The organism is Microbacterium aurantiacum (assembly GCF_040532595.1).
Taxonomy (GTDB): domain Bacteria; phylum Actinomycetota; class Actinomycetes; order Actinomycetales; family Microbacteriaceae; genus Microbacterium; species Microbacterium chocolatum_B.
On sequence record NZ_JBEVYX010000001.1, the window covers coordinates 952350 to 969545 of the forward strand.

General features: G+C 71.8%; 11 protein-coding genes. 7 read left to right on the top strand and 4 right to left on the bottom strand.

Features of this window, described 5'->3' with window-relative positions; genetic code table 11:
* Nucleotides 1–18 precede the first annotated feature (18 nt).
* Complete coding sequence (locus ABXJ56_RS04600; protein WP_353998542.1) at nucleotides 19–1476, top strand: aldehyde dehydrogenase (NADP(+)); 1458 nt, start codon at nucleotides 19–21, stop codon at nucleotides 1474–1476.
* Here the strand turns inward: ABXJ56_RS04600 and ABXJ56_RS04605 are convergent.
* From ABXJ56_RS04605 to ABXJ56_RS04615, 3 genes are all read right to left on the bottom strand, one after another.
* Complete coding sequence (locus ABXJ56_RS04605; RefSeq protein WP_353998543.1) at nucleotides 1466–2701, bottom strand: glycerate kinase; 1236 nt, start codon at nucleotides 2699–2701, stop codon at nucleotides 1466–1468. The two genes, ABXJ56_RS04600 and ABXJ56_RS04605, sit on opposite strands and share 11 nt — an antisense overlap.
* A 484-nt stretch (nucleotides 2702–3185) precedes the next feature.
* Nucleotides 3186–6788, bottom strand: a complete 3603-nt coding sequence (locus ABXJ56_RS04610) for a glycoside hydrolase (RefSeq protein ID WP_353998544.1) — start codon at nucleotides 6786–6788, stop codon at nucleotides 3186–3188.
* A 153-nt stretch (nucleotides 6789–6941) separates the two neighbouring features.
* On the bottom strand, nucleotides 6942–7979 hold the full coding sequence (locus ABXJ56_RS04615; RefSeq protein ID WP_353998545.1) for a LacI family DNA-binding transcriptional regulator: 1038 nt from the start codon (nucleotides 7977–7979) through the stop codon (nucleotides 6942–6944).
* Between the two features lie 112 nt (nucleotides 7980–8091).
* Between ABXJ56_RS04615 and ABXJ56_RS04620 the strand changes: the two genes are divergently transcribed.
* The 5 genes from ABXJ56_RS04620 to ABXJ56_RS04640 all read left to right on the top strand — a co-directional run bounded on the left by ABXJ56_RS04620 (nucleotide 8092) and on the right by ABXJ56_RS04640 (nucleotide 14763).
* A complete protein-coding gene (locus ABXJ56_RS04620) occupies nucleotides 8092–9012 on the top strand; it encodes a carbohydrate ABC transporter permease (RefSeq protein ID WP_353998546.1) in 921 nt (306 codons plus the stop codon).
* Complete coding sequence (locus ABXJ56_RS04625; protein WP_435404955.1) at nucleotides 9009–9929, top strand: carbohydrate ABC transporter permease; 921 nt, start codon at nucleotides 9009–9011, stop codon at nucleotides 9927–9929. The genes ABXJ56_RS04620 and ABXJ56_RS04625 overlap by 4 nt, the downstream gene beginning before the upstream one ends.
* An 87-nt stretch (nucleotides 9930–10016) precedes the next feature.
* A complete protein-coding gene (locus ABXJ56_RS04630; RefSeq protein WP_353998547.1) occupies nucleotides 10017–11375 on the top strand; it encodes an ABC transporter substrate-binding protein in 1359 nt (452 codons plus the stop codon).
* A gap of 74 nt (nucleotides 11376–11449) precedes the next feature.
* Nucleotides 11450–13009, top strand: a complete 1560-nt coding sequence (locus ABXJ56_RS04635) for an alpha-N-arabinofuranosidase (RefSeq protein WP_353998548.1) — start codon at nucleotides 11450–11452, stop codon at nucleotides 13007–13009.
* Nucleotides 13010–13011: 2 nt separating this feature from the next.
* Complete coding sequence (locus tag ABXJ56_RS04640; protein ID WP_353998549.1) at nucleotides 13012–14763, top strand: glycoside hydrolase family 35 protein; 1752 nt, start codon at nucleotides 13012–13014, stop codon at nucleotides 14761–14763.
* A 20-nt stretch (nucleotides 14764–14783) separates the two neighbouring features.
* On the opposite strand, the gene ABXJ56_RS04645 is transcribed toward ABXJ56_RS04640, so the two are convergent.
* Nucleotides 14784–15785, bottom strand: a complete 1002-nt coding sequence (locus ABXJ56_RS04645; protein WP_353998550.1) for a LacI family DNA-binding transcriptional regulator — start codon at nucleotides 15783–15785, stop codon at nucleotides 14784–14786.
* A 93-nt stretch (nucleotides 15786–15878) separates the two neighbouring features.
* Between ABXJ56_RS04645 and ABXJ56_RS04650 the strand changes: the two genes are divergently transcribed.
* A complete protein-coding gene (locus ABXJ56_RS04650; RefSeq protein WP_353998551.1) occupies nucleotides 15879–17153 on the top strand; it encodes an endo-1,4-beta-xylanase in 1275 nt (424 codons plus the stop codon).
* Nucleotides 17154–17196: the final 43 nt, after the last annotated feature.

Consider the following 17196-nt stretch of genomic DNA (forward strand, 5'->3'; position numbering starts at 1 on the left):
GCTTCGAAAGGATCCCCTATGAGCACCACGATCGCCGAGCTGGACGCGCACGCCGCCGCCGCCGAGGCCGCTGCGCCCGCGTGGCGGGCGGCGAGCGCCGGAAGCCGGGCCGCGTGGCTCCGCGCCGCGGCCGACGCGCTCGATGCGCATGCCGACGAGCTCGTCCCGCTCGCCGACGCCGAGACACGGCTCGGTGAGTCGCGACTGCGGGGAGAGGTCGCGCGGACGAGCGGGCAGCTCCGCCTGTTCGCGGGCGTCGTCGAGGAGGGGTCGTACCTCGAGGCGATCGTCGATGACGCCGACGCCGGCGTCACGCCTCCGCGCCCGGAGCTGCGCCGGATGCTCACGGGCGTCGGTCCGGTCGCGGTGTTCTCGGCGTCGAACTTCCCCTTCGCCTTCTCCGTCGCCGGCGGCGACACCGCCTCCGCGCTCGCCGCGGGGAATCCCGTCATCGTCAAGGCGCACTCGGGGCACCTCGGCCTGTCGCGGCGCACGGCCGAGATCGTCGCCGCCGCGCTCGTGGGTGCCGGCGCGCCGGACGGATCGCTCTCCCTCGTCGAGGGCCGGGAGGCCGGTGAGGCGCTGGTGCGGCATCCGTCGATCCAGGCGGTCGGTTTCACCGGCTCGGTCTCGGGCGGGCGCGCGCTCCACGACCTGGCAGCAGGGCGCCCCGACCCGATCCCGTTCTACGGCGAGCTCGGGAGTGTGAACCCGGTCGTGCTGACCCCGGGTGCGATCGCGGCGCGCGGTGCCGCCCTCGCGGAAGGACTCGTCGGATCCTTCACGCTCGGCGTCGGACAGTTCTGCACCAAGCCGGGCGTCGTCTTCGTGCCGCGGGAGGCGGGTTTCGCCGAGCTCGTCGCGCCGCTCGTGGCCCGGGTCTCCGGCGGTCCGTTGCTGACCGACCGCATCACCGCAGCCTTCCCCGAAGGGCTCGCGCACCTCGAGGCTGATCCGTCGGTGGAGGTCGTCGCGCGCGGGGGTTCGGGGGGTGCGGAGGCTGCGACGCCGACCGTGCTCGCGACGGATGCCGCGGCCGTCGCCGCGCGCCCCGACACGCTGCTGGAGGAGTGCTTCGGGCCGGTCACCCTGCTCGTCCGCTACGACGGGCCGGCGGACCTCCTCGCCGCGCTGCGGGCGGCACCCGGGTCGCTGACCGCGACGCTCCACAGCGAGGCGGGCGAGGAGGTGACCGGGATCGTCGCCGTGCTCGAGCGCCGGGCCGGACGCGTGCTGTTCGCGGGGTGGCCGACCGGTGTCGCCGTGAGCTGGTCGCAGCATCACGGCGGCCCCTGGCCCGCGACGACGTCGCTGCACACCTCGGTCGGAGCGACGGCGGTCCGCCGGTTCCTCCGCCCGGTCGTCTTCCAGGACGCCCCGACCGAGCTGCTTCCCGGCGTGCTGCGCGACGACGCGCTCGCGGCGATCCCGCACCGCAGGAACGGCGTTTTGCGGGTTCCGGCGCTCAGCCGCTGAGCTCCGGGGTCGCTTCAGGGCGCAGCGGTTGCGGGCGGCCGGGCGATGCGGGTGCGAGCGAAGGCGCGGCGGGGGCGAGCGCAGGCGCGGCGGCGGGCCCCGCGGCGAGAACCGTACCGGCCTCCGCCAGCCACCGCGCGGGGTCGGCCATCGCCGCGGCGGCGGATCCCGCCAGCGCTGTGAGCGACGCGGATGCCGCGAATGCCGCGAGGTCGGCGTCGGTGACGTCGTCGGCGATGCGGCCCGCGACGAGCGCGACCGGGGTCCCGGCATCCGTCGCCAGTCGCGCGACGTGCGTCGGAACCTTGCCCGCCGCCGACTGACCGTCGAACGACCCCTCGCCGGTGACGACGAGGTCGGCCACGGCCAGCGCCGCGGCCAGGCCGATGAGGTCTGCCACGGCCGCCGCGCCCGGGACGAGCTCGGCGCCCCAGGTCCGGAGCGCGTAGCCGGTGCCGCCCGCGGCGCCCGATCCCGCTGCGCCGGGGTCACCGCCGAGGAGCGCGGCCAGGCGCGCGAGCCCGGCATCCATCCGGGGGAGGTCCGCGAGGGCGGCACCCTTCTGCGGGCCGAAGACGTGGGCGGCGCCGGCCGGACCGAGCAGCCCGTGGGTGACGTCGGAGAGCACCGTCACTCCGCCGGGCGGAAGCGGCCGAAGCCCCGTGAGATCGGCGCGGGCGATGTCGGCGAGGCCGCGGGCGCCCGGGGCGACCGGGCAGTCGTCGGCGTCGAGGAAGCGCGCGCCGAGGGCGGTCAGCGCGCCGGTGCCGCCGTCGGTCGAGGCACTGGAGCCGATGCCGAGGACGAGGCGCGTGACGCCGTGATCGAGGGCCGCGGCGATCGCCTCGCCGAAGCCGAGGGTGTGCGCGTCCCACGGGCGGAGGCCATCGGGGCCGAGGAGCTCGATTCCGCTGGTGCTCGCGAGCTCGACGACGCCGACGGAGCCGTCGGTGCCGTCACCCTCGTCGCCGGGGAGGAGGACCCAGGAGGCCGCGACGGGACGGCCGTCCGGACCGGTCACGGTCACCGGCATCCGCCGCGCTCCGGGCACCGCGGTGACGAACGCGTCCAGCGTGCCCTCGCCGCCGTCGGCCATGGGGAGGAGTCGGACCACGTCATCGGGCCGCGCCGCGGCCCACCCGCGCGCGAGGGCCGCGCCGGCGGCGGCCGCGCCGATCGTCCCCTTGAACGAATCGACGGCGATCACGATGGTCCGGCCTGTCATCCCCCCAGTATGCCTCGCCGGACCCGGGATGGGAAAGCGCTTCCCGCGCGGAGTCTCCCGCGATTCCCCCACCCGCTGCGTACCGAACTCCTCCGATTCGCGCGGCGGGAGGCCCGAAACCCCGCCACTCGGCGCCTGGACCCCCGAATCTGAGGATTTCGGTACGCGGCCTGGCGCGCCCGCGCCGGTGGCCAGCCCGGACGCGGCGCGATGACCCCGCGCGGCGACCGCCGCAGATGCCGCCGCGCTCGAGGCAGGATCACGGACCGAACTCCTCCGAATCGCGCGGCGGAGGCCGGCACCTCCGCCATCCGTGGCCGACACCTCCGGATCTGAGGAGTTCGGTACGCCGGCCCGCGCCGCGCGCGCCACACACCGCCCGCGACCCCCGCACACCGAACCGACCCGGCTGCCCCGGGCTCGCCCACCCGGACGCGGTGATGCCGGCGGCTCCGCGCTACACGGAGCCGCCGGCATCGTCAGGTCAGCTGCAGGTGCGGGCGGGGACGACGAGCGTGGCCGAGAAGGGAGCCACCCCGTCCTGCGTTCCCGTCACCGTCAGCTCACCGTCCGGGATCGACGAGGCCCGCGTCGTGAACGCGTGGCTGCTCGCCTTGCCCGGAGCCAGGGCGATGCCCGACTTCGACCCCCACGGGGTCCGGATGGCGGCGGTCGCCGCCGCATCCGAGGCGTTCCGCACCGTCACCGTCACGAGCACCTTGCCCGCCAGGCAGCGCGTGCCGACCGTCGCCTCGAGGTCGAGCACGGCCTCCTCGCGCACGATGACGCGATAGCTCCGCTCGCTCCCGTCGGGCGCGGTCACCCGCACCGTGCCCGTCCCGTCGGCGTCGGCCGGCTGGGTGATCGACACCCGGGCGTCACGGTCCACCGGGACAGCGGTCAGCTCGGTCGACGAGCCCGGGTCGACGACGACCTCGTACTCGTCGCGGTCGTCGAGCCCGGCCACCGTCGTGCCGCCCACCGCGAGGCGGGCGAGGTCGGCCACCGACGAGGCCGACGGACGGGCCGCGTAGACCTCGACCTCCGAGACGATCATGTGCGTCGCGGGCCGCGCGGTGAGCACCACGCGCACCTCGTCCGCCACGACGCCGCCCATCGGCACCTCGATCACGGGCGCACCGGATGCCTGCTCCGGCACCGTCACCGACGGGCCCGTCGTCCACGCACCGCCGGTGAGACGGTGGTCGACCCGCAGCGACTGCGCCCAGGTGGCGCCGCCGTCCCGGTAGAAGCGGATGACGAAGCGCTCGAGCTGCTCGCGGTTCTCGAGGTCGTAGGTCAGGGTGTCTTGGGCGTTCTTGGTACCCGACCGCCAGTTCGACCAGCCCTTGTCGTCGGCGATGCGGTTGATGGTGCGCGAGACGGCGTACGACGCGCTCTCGGTGAACGTCGCGGAGGCCGTGGAGTCCGGAGCGACGTTCGCGTCGGTGGCCGCGGTCACGACGACCGACAGCACGGCCGGGAGCCGCGGCGCACCGGCGACATTCGACGCCGCGGTTCCGGGCACCGTGACGACGCCCGGCTCGGCGAGGTCGGAGGAATCGATTCCGCCGAAGTCCCACTCCACCGCTGTGGCGTAGCCGGGACCGCCGAGGGCGATCTCCGCCGGAGCCGTCGTCGGCGCGGCATCCCGCACCGCGTCCACGGTCGCCCCGGCGAAGGTCGTCACCGACACCGGCTGCACCGACGCGTACGCGCCGAACTCGACCTCGGCGGTCGCCTCGAACGCGGCGCCGAACACGTCGGTTCCTGTTCCGGAGACCGTGACGAGACCGTTCGCGGGCCAGGATCCCGGAAGCTCCCACGTCACCGCTGCGGTCCGGCTCGCGCCATCCGCGTAGCGCACCGTCACCGTCTCCGGCAGGGCCGGAGCGGTCTCGGCGGGTGCGGAGGCGAACACCGGGTCGACTCCGGTCGCCGCCGTCGAGGCGATGCGCCACCGCTGGTTCTCGCCGTTGTTGGAGATCCAGGTGCCCACGGATGCCCCGTCCGCGCTGCTGCCGCCGCCGACGTCGAGCACCCGCTCGGCCGACGCGCTCAGGACGGAGAAGGTCGTCCCGTCGGCGGTGGAGCCGAGGAAGTGGAATCGGCTGTCGCCGCGGGCCGCCTCGAGGTCGGCGGTCACGAGCGTCGGGGTGGTGCCGTCCATCCGGAGGAAGCGACCGTCACCGTTCTGCAGGGCGAAGCGGTGACGGTTCGTCCCCTCGCCGGCGAGGGAGCGGACGGTCCACGCCTGCGCGGCCCCCTGCGCAGGCGTCTGCGCCGAGGTGCGAATCGCCAGTCCCGACCCCTCCGCGGCCAGCGCGCGACCGCTCTGGACACCCAGAAGCTGCACCGTCTCGCCGTCGCGGAAGGCGACCGTGTCCTCGCTGACACCGCTCACGCCGTCGATGACGAACGTCGTGACGGATTTCGCCGGAACGGTCAGGTGCGCCGTCTGCGTCGCCGCGTCGACCGCCACCGGCTCGCCCGCGACCAGAGCGTTCGCGGTGACGTCGTCGGCCGGCGACTCGGTCGTCACGATCGGGGTGACCGTCGCACCCGTGGCGATCTCGCCGAAGCCGGAGAGGTCGAGCGCGATCGTCCGCGCTGCGGTGCCGCTGTTGACGTGCACGACGGTGGCTCCGGTGCCGTCCTGACGGATCGCCGCGGTGCTGCGCGGATCGTTCGTCGGGATCAGCCGGTCGCCCGGGAGGATGTGGTGAGTGAAGTTCCGCACCGTGTTGAACTTCGCGTTGGTCAGCACGCGGCACGACGGGTCGGCGTCTCCGTCGGCGAGACGGCGCTCGGAGTTCCCCTCGGCGTTGCAGTCGAAGTCGATGAAGACGCTGCCCCAGTTGAGCTTCTCGACCTTCTCCATGTTGTAGAGGTCCTCGACCGGCTGCCAGAACACCCACGCCTCGGGCTCGAGCTCGCGCAGGTCGTCGACGATGCGCGTGGCCATGCCGAGCCCGTTGTCGATGTTGGTCTGGTTGAAGCCGCCCTGGGTGTCCCAGTTGCCCTCGACCTCGCTCATCCACAGGGGCTTGTCGTTGGCCTTGGCGATGTCTCGCACGATCATGCGATCGCCGGTGCCGTAGGTGTGCACGTTCAGCTGGTCGACGGCGGCACGGGATGCCGCGCCGTAGGCGTTCCAGTTCTGCACGAAGATCGACGGGTTGGTCTCGTCCATCGCCGAGATCTGCACGTCGGTCTCGGCGCGCTGGAGACGCTCGTCGAGCACCTGGACCATCTGGTCCTGGCGCTGCGGACCGATGTGCGCGCCCTCCTGACGGCTGGCGGATGTCGGCCAGGTCTCCCCGGCGGGGATGCGGGTCGACCAGTAGTTGGTGTTCGGCTCGTTGAACGGCGTCAGCGTGTCGAATCGGATGTCGTGCTCGGCCTCGAGGTGCTCGACGACCGTGACGAGGTAGTCGGCGAAGGCCGACATGTCATCGGTCGCGAGCTGCTCGGAGGTGGCGTTGTTGATGCCGCCGGAGACGAATCCGCTCTCGGTGAGGAAGTAGGGAGGGGAGTTGCTGAACGCCTCCCACTTGGTGACCTTGTCCTTCAGCGCATCGAGCCACCAGCGCTGGGTGGCGTCGGCGTCGAGATCGTAGTGCGCGGGGTTCGAGCCGTCCCATGCCGCGGCGTAGCGCTCGCGATCGGCATAGGTGGAGGTGATCACCCCCTGATCGTCCGTGGCCGGGAGGTCGGGGTTCCACCAGCCGTCGACGGCACCGCCGGGACGCAGGTAGCCCGGGACATCGGTGGCGTTGCCACCGCCGATGTTGTACCGCGCGATGTTGAGGTTGAGGCCCTCGTCGCCGAAGACGGCGTCGAACAGCGCCTGGCGGACGTCCGCGGGGTAGTCGCCGGTGGCGTTGGCGAACCACACCAGGCTCGTGCCCCATCCTTCGAAGGGTTCGGCGGCGTAGGCGGGGTTGGGGGCGATGCGCACGGCATCGTCCGCGACCGCGGCGGTCACGGGAGCGGCGGTCGCGGGGGCGACGGCGCCGACGGCCAGGAATCCGGAGAGCGCGACTGCGCCCGCCGAGACCATGGCCACCATCCGAGTGGGGGTCATCATCGATCCTTCCGGCCGCTTCTCTGCGGCCTCGCGTGAGTGCCGGCCCGCCCATCCACGACGGGCGGTGTTGACGTCATCATGTTCACGTCAACATGTTGCCGGTAACAAGCAGGATAGCGACATGGTCGATCCGCATCAAGGGCGGACTCGTCACCGGCGCGGGCCGGAGCTCTCCCGGACGATCAACTCGGTCGGCACGACGACGCGCTCGGCACCGATCTCCCCTTCGATCTCGGCCAGGAGCGAGCGGATCGCGCTGGCGCCGACCCGCTCGAAGTCCTGCCGGACGGTCGTGAGCGGGGGCCAGAAGTTCGCCGCCTCGGGGGTGTCGTCGAATCCGACGACACTGATCTCGCCCGGCACCGCGCGGCCCGCCTCGTGGAGGGCCCGGAGCACCCCGAGGGCCATCTGGTCGTTCGCGGCGAAGATCGCGGTCACGACGGGATCGGCGGCCAGGCGCGCGCCGAGACGGTGCCCGGCATCCGCCGTCCAATCCCCCACGAGCACCTCAGGGGTCGGCGCCCCGCGACTGCGCAGGGTCTCCCACCAGGCGACGCGTCGGCGTTCGGCGGCGTACGACTCCAGAGGGCCGGAGATGTGCCAGACGGTCTGATGCCCGAGGTCCAGAAGGTGCTCGGTCGCGAGCCGTGCGCCCAGAGCCTGATCGTTGTCGACCACCGGATAGACGTACTCCGCGCGCGAATCCACGACGACGACGGGAAGCCCCGTCGGCAGCTCGATCTCCGCCTCCCCCAGTCGATGCTTCTCGATGAGGATGACGACGCCGTCCACCGCGTGCTCGCTCAGGCGGACGAAGGCGCCGGCGACATCGGACTGCGTGGCGGATGCCACCGTGATGAGCGTCAGGGAGTACCCGGCCTCGTCCGCGACCCGCGCCACGGCATCCAGCGTCCGGGTGTTGCCGTAGGAGGACAGCGAGAACATGATGACGCCGATGTTGCGGAAGCGCCCGGAGCGGAGCGCCCGCGCCGCGCTGTTGGGGCGGTAGCCGAGCTTCTGCATCGCAGCGACGACCCGCTCGCGCGTCGCCGGGTCGACATTCGTGCGGCCGTTGGCCACGCGGGAGACGGTCTGACCGGACACCCCCGCGGCGGCGGCGACGTCGGCCATGGACACCTCGCGGCGACGCGTGCGCGTCTCGCCGGTGGCGATCGACAGCTCTGTCATCTCATCTCCTCGGTGTTGACGTTGACATCGTAGCGAACAGAGCGTTATGTTGACGTCAACATTCTCGACCCGACGAGAACGCACCCCCGCACCGAAGAAGAGGCACCGGACGATGACGACCACCGTGACACCGCCCCCGGCGTTGCGCACACCGCGCAGGCGCCGCCTGCGCGTCGATGAGCGCGGCTGGCTGTTCGTCGCCCCGTTCGCGATCGTGTTCGCGCTAGTGTTCCTGACGCCCCTGCTGTACTCGCTGTACCTCAGCTTCTTCCGCGAGCAGCTGGTCGGGGGGAACACGTTCGTCGGTCTCGACAACTACATCCGCGCGCTCAGCGACCCGAACTTCTGGGACGGCTTCACGCGGGTGCTGCTGTTCCTGCTCATCCAGGTGCCGATCATGCTGCTGCTGGCCCTCGCGGCCGCCCTCGCGATCGACAGCGCGCGCCTGCACGCCGCGGGCTTCTACCGCATCGTGATCTTCCTGCCCTACGCCGTCCCCGCCGTCGTCGCGGTGCTCATGTGGGGCTACATCTACGGCGATCGGTTCGGGCTCACCTCGAACCTCAACGACCTCCTCGGGGCGAATGTCGTCCAGCCGTTCCTCCCGCAGTGGATGATGCTCTCGATCGGCAACATCGTCACGTGGCAGTTCGTCGGCTACAACATGCTGATCTTCTATTCGGCGCTGAAGACGATCCCGAACGAGCTGTACGAAGCGGCGTCCATCGACGGGGCGGGTGCCTGGCGGACGATCTTCGCGATCAAGATCCCCTCGGTTCGCGGCGCGCTCGTGATCGCGACGATCTTCTCGATCATCGGCAGCTTCCAGCTGTTCAACGAGCCGAACATCCTCAAGCCGCTCGCCCCGAACGTCATCACGACGTACTACACGCCGAACATGTACGCCTACAACCTGTCTTTCGCCGGACAGCAGTACAACTACGCCGCGACCGTCGCGATCATCATGGGCCTCATCACGGCGATCATCGCCTACGTCGTCCAGCTGCGCGGCGCCCGGCAGGAGACCCGATGAGCGCCCCCGCCCTGACCCGCCGCTCCCCGTCCCGGACGAACGGTGCGCCGACCCTCGCCCGACGCAGCCCCACCAGCCGGCGGCGCTCCCTCGTCCTGACCCTTGTCATGGGCGTGTACCTGCTCTACACGCTGGTGCCGCTGTTCTGGCTGATCATCAACGCCACCAAGACGCAGGCCGATCTCTTCACCACCTTCGGCCTGTGGTTCGGCCCCGAGTTCGCCCTCGGCGACAACATCGTGCAGACGCTGACGTACCGCGACGGGATCTTCCTCCGCTGGCTCGGCAACACCCTGCTCTACGTCGTCGTCGGCGCCGGGGGCGCCACGATCCTCGCGACGATGGCCGGCTACGGCATGGCCAAGTACAACTTCCGCGGGCGCAAAGCCGTCTTCGCCGTCGTCCTCGGCGCGATCGCGGTTCCCGGTACCGCGCTCGCGGTGCCGACCTTCCTGCTCTTCAGCGAACTCGGGCTGACGAACACCCCGTGGTCGATCATCATCCCGTCGCTCATCAGCCCGTTCGGGCTCTACCTCATCTGGGTCTTCGCCACCGATGCGATCCCCACCGAGCTGCTGGAAGCCGCCCGCATGGACGGCGCCGGCGAATTCCGCACGTTCTTCACGATCTCGCTGCGGCTCCTCGCCCCCGGCATCGTCACCGTGCTGCTGTTCGCGGTGGTCGCCACCTGGAACAACTACTTCCTGCCGCTGATCATGCTGAGCGACCCCGCGTGGTACCCGCTCACGGTCGGCCTCAACCAGTGGAACGCGCAGGCCACCGGCGTCGGCGCGCAGCCGATCTACAACCTGGTGATCACCGGCTCGCTCCTGTCGATCATCCCCATCGTCTTGGCGTTCCTGGTGCTGCAGCGGTTCTGGCAGTCCGGGCTCAGCGCCGGAAGCGTCAAGCAGTGATGAGGGGACCTGCCTGACATCTGCACCTCCCTCTCCCCCGGAGCCACGAGCACCGGATCCATCAACAACGAAGTGAAGGAAAGTCACATGACACACGGAGGCAAGCGCGCGCTGCGGCGCGGCACCCTTCTGACCGCGACGGCGATCGTCGCCGTCGCATCCCTGGCCGCGTGCTCCGGCGGCGGCACCGGAGGCAACGGCGACAGCGGCGGAGGCAGCGCCGACGACCTCGAGGCGGCCCTCGAAGCCGGCGGCGAGATCACCTACTGGAGCTGGACCCCCTCGGCCGAGGCCCAGGTCGCCGCGTTCGAGGAGGCGTACCCGAACGTCACCGTGAACTACGTCAACGCCGGCACCAACACCGAGGAGTACACCCGCCTGCAGAACGCGCTGCTCGCGGGCGACGGTGCGCCCGACGTCGTGCAGATCGAGTACTACGCCTTCCCCCAGTTCGCCCTGTCGGAGTCGCTCGTCGACCTCAGCCAGTACGGGTTCGCCGACCTCGAGGACGACTACAGCCCGGGCACGTGGGGTGCGGTCGATTTCGACGGCGCCATCTACGGCCTGCCGCAGGACTCCGGCCCCATGGCGCTGTTCTACAACCAGACGGTCTTCGACGAGTACGGCATCGAGGTGCCGACGACGTGGGACGAGTACATCGAGGCGGCCCGGACGCTCAACGAGGCCGACCCGTCGAAGTTCATGACGGCCGACACCGGGGACGCCGGCTTCACCACCAGCATGATCTGGCAGGCCGGCGGCCAGCCGTTCCAGACCACCGACGGCACGAACGTCACGATCGACCTCCAGGACGAGGGCTCGCAGCTCTTCGCCGACACGTGGGGCACGATGCTCGACGAGGGCCTCCTCGCCGACATCCCGTCGTGGACCGACGAGTGGTTCGCGGGCCTGGGCGACGGCACGATCGCCTCGCTCGTCATCGGCGCGTGGATGCCCGGTGTGCTCGAGTCCTCCGTCCCGAACGCCGCGGGAGACTGGCGCGTCGCCCCCATCCCGACCTACGACGGCACCCCGGTGACCGCCGAGAACGGCGGCGGCGGACAGGCCGTGACCACCCAGAGCGAGAACCCGGCCCTGGCCGCGGCCTTCCTCAAGTGGCTCAACAACGACCCGGAGAGCCTGCAGATCTTCGCCGAGAGCGGCGGGTTCCCCTCGACCACCGCGCAGCTGAGCGACCCCGCGTTCGTCGACCAGGAGTCGGAGTACTTCGGCGGCCAGGCGATCAACCAGGTCCTCACCGAGGCGTCGTCCACCGTCCGCGAGGGCTGGCAGTACCTGCCCTTCCAGGTGTACGCGAACAGCGTCTTCGGCGACACCGTGGGCCAGTCGTACCAGTCGCAGGGCGACCTGAACGGCGGCCTCCAGGCCTGGCAGGACCAGCTGGTCTCCTACGGGAACGACCAGGGCTTCACGGTCAACCAGTAATTCCCCCACCGAGACGGGCCGGCGTCCGCGCCGGCCCGTCTCACCCTTCTCCCCCGCCATTCGGAAAGCAGCAGATGTCCTCCACCGCCCACGTGCAGATCGCCCTCGACGCCCCGGGAGCCGCCGTCCCGGCCCGCCTGTTCGGCACGTTCGTGGAGCACATGGGGCGCTGCGTGTACGAGGGGATCTACGAGCCCGGGCATCCGACCGCCGATGCGGACGGCTTCCGCGATGATGTGCGCGCCCTCGTGCGCGAGCTCGGCGCCACCGTTGCCCGCTACCCCGGCGGCAACTTCGTCTCGGGGTACGCGTGGGAGGACGGCGTCGGTCCGCAGGGCGACCGTCCCGTGCGCCTGGATGCCGCGTGGCACAGCACCGAGACGAACCTGGTGGGCCTCCACGAATTCGCCCGATGGGCCGAGAGCGTCGACCTCGAGATCATGGAGGCCGTGAACCTCGGCACCCGCGGTCCCGCCGAGGCCGCCCAGCTCCTCGAGTACGCCAACCACCCCGGCGGGACCGCGCTCAGCGACCGCCGCGCCGCGAACGGGCGCACCGAGCCGTTCGGCATCCGTCTGTGGTGCCTCGGCAACGAGATGGACGGCCCGTGGCAGATCGGCCACAAGACCGCCGACGAGTACGGACGCGTCGCGGCCGAGTCCGCCCGGCTCATGCGCTTCTACGACCCGACCGTCGAGCTCGTCGCCGCGGGCAGCTCCAACCGCGAGATGCCGACCTTCGGCGCGTGGGAGCGCACCGTCCTCGCCCACACGGCCGACCTCGTCGACCACATCTCCATCCATGCCTACTACGAGGAGCACGACGGCGACACCGCGAGCTTCCTCGCCTCCGGTGTCCACCTCGACCGGTACATCGCCGACGTCGCCGCGATCATCGACGAGGTGCGCGCGGAGCGCGGCATCGCGCGCGAGATCGGCATCAGCGTCGACGAGTGGAACGTCTGGAACCAGACCCGGTGGAACACCCAGGACAAGGACGCGGTCTTCGCCGGCGACTGGCCGATCGCGCCCCGTCTCATCGAGGACGAGTACACCGTGACGGATGCCGTCGTGGTGGGTTCGCTCCTCATCTCCCTCATCCGCAACTCCGCCCGGGTGAGCATGGCCAACCTCGCCCAGCTCGTGAACGTCATCGCCCCGATCCGGTGCGAGCCGAACGGGCCCGCCTGGCGGCAGACCACGTTCTTCCCGTTCCGGGACGCCGCACGACACGCCCGCGGACGCGTGCTGGACGTCCACGTGCAGGCACCGGCGACGGAGACGGCGCGCTTCGGCGCGGTGTCCGACCTCGACGCGGTCGCGACCGTCGCGGACGACGGCGCCGTCACCGTCCTGCTCGCCCACCGGGGGCTCGAGACCGCGCTCGAAGTCCAGCTCCCCTCGGCCGGGTTCGAGGTGAGGGAGGCGACCGTCCTCACCGCCCCCGCGGACGCCGACCGGCACGCGGTCAACACCGCCGGCTCCGAGCGCGTCGCGCCGCAGACCCTCGAGGTGCGGCAGGCGGCGTCCGATGCCGTCGAGATCACCCTGCCGCCGGTCTCCTGGGCCGTTCTCCGCCTCGCGCCCGCCGCCTCCTCCTCCCCCACCACGACCACCACGACGACGACGGACTGACTGTGACGACCTTCACCATCGGCGAATCCGACTTCCTGCTCGACGGATCCCCCCACCGGATCATCGCCGGGGCGCTGCACTACTTCCGCGTCCACCCCGATCACTGGGCCGACCGCATCCGCAAGGCGCGGCTTCTCGGCCTCAACACCATCGAGACGTATGTCGCGTGGAACGCCCACGAGCCGGTCCGCGGCGCCTGGGACACCTCCGGACCGAACGACCTCGGACGCTTCCTCGACCTCGTCGCGGCCGAGGGGATGCACGCGATCGTCCGACCCGGTCCCTACATCTGCGCCGAATGGCACAACGGCGGCCTTCCGGTGTGGTTGACGGCGATGCCCGGCATCCGTCTGCGCAGCTCGGAGCCCGGCTACCTCGCGGAGGTCTCGCGCTACCTCGAACGCGTGTACGACATCGTCGTGCCGCGGCAGGTCGACCGCGGCGGCAACGTGATCCTGGTCCAGATCGAGAACGAGTACGGGGCGTACGGCGCCGACAAGGACTACCTGCGGGCGCTCACCGACCTGACCCGGAACGCCGGGATCACGGTGCCCCTGACGACGGTCGACCAGCCGATGCCCGACATGCTCCGCGACGGCAGCCTCCCGGGCCTGCACCTGACCGGGTCGTTCGGCTCGCGCGCCGCCGAGCGTCTGGCGACGCTGCGCGAGCACCAGCCGACGGGGCCGCTGATGTGCTCGGAGTTCTGGGACGGCTGGTTCGACTGGTGGGGCGGCATCCACCACACCACGGATGCCGCGGCCTCCGCCGCCGAGCTCGACACCCTGCTGGCGGCGGGCGCCTCGGTGAACCTCTACATGTTCCACGGCGGCACGAACTTCGGTACCACCAACGGCGCGAACGACAAGGGGCGGTACGCCCCGATCGTCACCTCCTACGACTACGACGCGCCGCTCGACGAGGCGGGGAACCCCACGGCGAAGTACGCCGCCTTCCGCGAGGTCATCGCCAAGTACGCGCCCGTGCCGGACGAGTACCCCGCGGTTGCGGGGCCCGCGCCCGAGCTGCGCGTCGATCTCGAAGGCACCGGCGACTGGCTGCCCGAGCGCCGCCCCGACGGCGACGTGCATACCGAGCCGCCGACGTTCGAGGACCTCGAGCACATCGGCGCGCTCGTCCGCTACGACTGCCCGCTGCCGGATGTCGCCTTCGCCGACGACGACCGCGCGGCGCTGGTGGTGGGCGAGGTGCGCGACCTCGCATGGGTCGCCGTCGACGGCGTGCCGGTCGCGCGCCTCTCGCGCACCGACCACGACCGCGCCGCCGTGATCCCGCGGGGCGAGGTGCTCACCGTCCTCGTCGAGGATCAGGGTCGGGTCAACTACGCCGATCGGATCGGCGAGCCGAAGGGGCTGGTCGGCGGCATCCGTCTGGCGGGAGAGCCGCTGACGGGATGGAAGGCGCACCCCGTGGACCTCTCGGCCGTCGCCGCGGGCATCGCCCACGCACCGGCGGGATCGACCGTCGGGCGGACAGGACTCCGCGGCTCGTTCACGCTGGACGCCCCGGCCGACCTGTACCTCGACACGGCGACCCTCGGGAAGGGCTTCGCGGTGCTGAACGGCTTCGTCCTCGGTCGCTACTGGCGGCACAGCCCGCAGCGGACCCTCTTCGTGCCGGCGCCGGTCACCCGGGCCGGTGCGAACGAGCTCATCCTCATCGAGCTCGACCAGGTGGCCGAGGCCGCGGTCTCCTTCGTCGCCGCACCCGATCTCGGCCAGCTCGAGGAGTAGCGGCGCGGGGCGACTCGCGGTCAGACCGCGCGCACGGGGCGGCTGCTCTCGCGCACGACGAGCTCAGCGGCGAGCACCTCGGCGTCGCCGTCGGATGCCCCGGCCCGCGCAGCCGTTCCCTCGGCGAGGTCGATGAGCCGCGCCACGGCCCGCGCGGCGAGCGCGTCGAAGTCCTGACGTACCGTCGTGAGGGGCGGGAGATAGTCCACCGCCTCGGGAACGTCGTCGAACCCCACGACGGCGACCTCATCGGGCACGCGCCGGCCGAGATCGGCGAATCCGTGCAGAAGGCCGAGCGCCATCTGGTCGTTGGCCGCGAAGACCGCCGTGGCGTCGGCGAGCGCCGTCGCGGCCGCGGCGCCCGATCGCGATCCCCAGTCGCCGCGCACCGGTTCGATGACCGCGGCACCGGCATTCGCGAGCGCCGCGCGCCATCCGCGCTCCCTTTCGGCCGCCGCGAACGAGTCGGCCGGACCGGCGAGGTGGTGGACGGTCTCCGCACCGCCGGCAAGGAGGTGCGCCGTCGCCGCCCGCGCGCCGTCGGCGTGATCGGTCTGCACGGTGACGAGGTGCGCGGCGGGCTCCGCGTCGACGACGACGAGCGGCATGTCACCGGTGGTGCCGGCCATCTGAACCAGCCGGGTGGCCTCGTTCAGCACGATCGCGCCGTCCACCGCGCGGTCATGCAGGCGCGAGAAGGCGGGACGGATGCCGGAGTCCGCCGTGGCGGTCACCACCACGATCGCGTAGTCCCGGGCTTCCGCCGCCGCGCACACCGCCTGCAGCATCCGACTGTTGCCGACCGTGGCGAGGGTGGAGACGACGAGACCGATGGTGCGGGTGCGACCGGTGCGCAGCGCCTGGGCCGCGCGGTGGATGCGGTATCCGAGGGCGGTCATCGCCTCTTCCACGCGCGCCCGGGTCTGCGGGTCGACGCGGGGGGATCCGTTCACGACGCGCGACACGGTCTGGGCGGACACGCCGGCGTGCGCGGCGACGTCGGCCATCGACACGCGGGGCATCGCACCTCCTGGACACTCGGTGTGTTGACGATAACACCCCGGTTGCGCCGCGTTCGCCTCCGACGTCGGCGGGGTGTGTGCGAGGGTGGGCCGATGACTCCCGACCTCTCCCCGCGGTTCCGCGACGTGTCGCTCCGCATCCTCGACGCCGACGGGGCCCCCGTCGCCCCGGCATCCGTCGTCGTCGAGCAGACTCGCCACGCGTTCGGCTTCGGCAACATCGGGTTCGACTTCGTCGACCTCCTCGGCGGCGCGCCGACCGCGCCCGACGGCGACCGGGACACCCTCACCGCCGCCGACGCCGCGCTCGCCGAGCACCTCCTCGAGGCATGGCTGGCGGTGTTCGACACGGTGACGCTCCCCTTCTACTGGCGGTTCTTCGAACCGACGCCGGGCCGCCCCGACACCGCGAGGCTGAAGGCGACCGCGCGGTGGTTCGCCGACCGCGGCGTCCGGGTGAAGGGCCACCCGCTCGTCTGGCACACCCTCGCGCCCGCCTGGCTCCTCGACCGGACGGATGCCGAGGTCGAGGCCGCGATCCGCGCGCGCGTCCGGCGCGACGCCTCCGACTTCTCCGGCCTCGTCGACCAGTGGGACGCGATCAACGAGGTCGTGATCCTCCCGGACTTCACCGCGGAGGACAACGCGGTCACCCGCCTCGCGCGCTCCCGCGGCCGGGTGGAGATGGTGCGGATGGCGTTCGAGACCGCGCGCGAGGCCGACCCTCGGGCGCGGCTCGTGCTCAACGACTTCGACCTGTCCCCCCGCTACGAGCACCTCATCGAGGAGTGCCTGGCCACCGGCATCCGCATCGACGCGATCGGACTGCAGACCCACATGCACCAGGGGTTCCGCGGGGAGGAGCAGCTCGCGTCGATCCTCGAGCGCTTCGCCCGGTTCGGCCTGCCTCTGCAGCTGACCGAGACGACGCTCGTCTCGGGCGATCTCATGCCGCCGGAGATCGTCGATCTGAACGACTACGTCGTACCCGCCTGGCCCTCGACGCCCGAGGGCGAGGCCCGCCAGGCCGACGAGCTGGAACGCCACTACCGCACCGCACTGGCTCACCCGGCCGTCGAGTCGCTCACGATGTGGGGACTGACGGATGCCGGGGCCTGGCTCGGCGCCCCGGTCGGCCTCCTCCGCGCCGACGGCAGCGCGAAGCCGTCCTACGCGGTGCTGCGGGATCTGATCCGCGGCGAGTGGTGGCACGCCCCGCGGGCGATCGCCCCGGACGCCGACGGCCTCGTCCGGGTGCGCGGGTTCGCGGGCGCCTACCGCGCGACGACCGCCGAGGGCTCGGCGGCCTTCGAGATCGTCCGCGATGCGGAGGAGAAGACCCCCCTCGAGGTACACCTGACACGCTGACCCGGCTTCTGATCGGCGCCTGAGCGTGTTGACGATAACACGC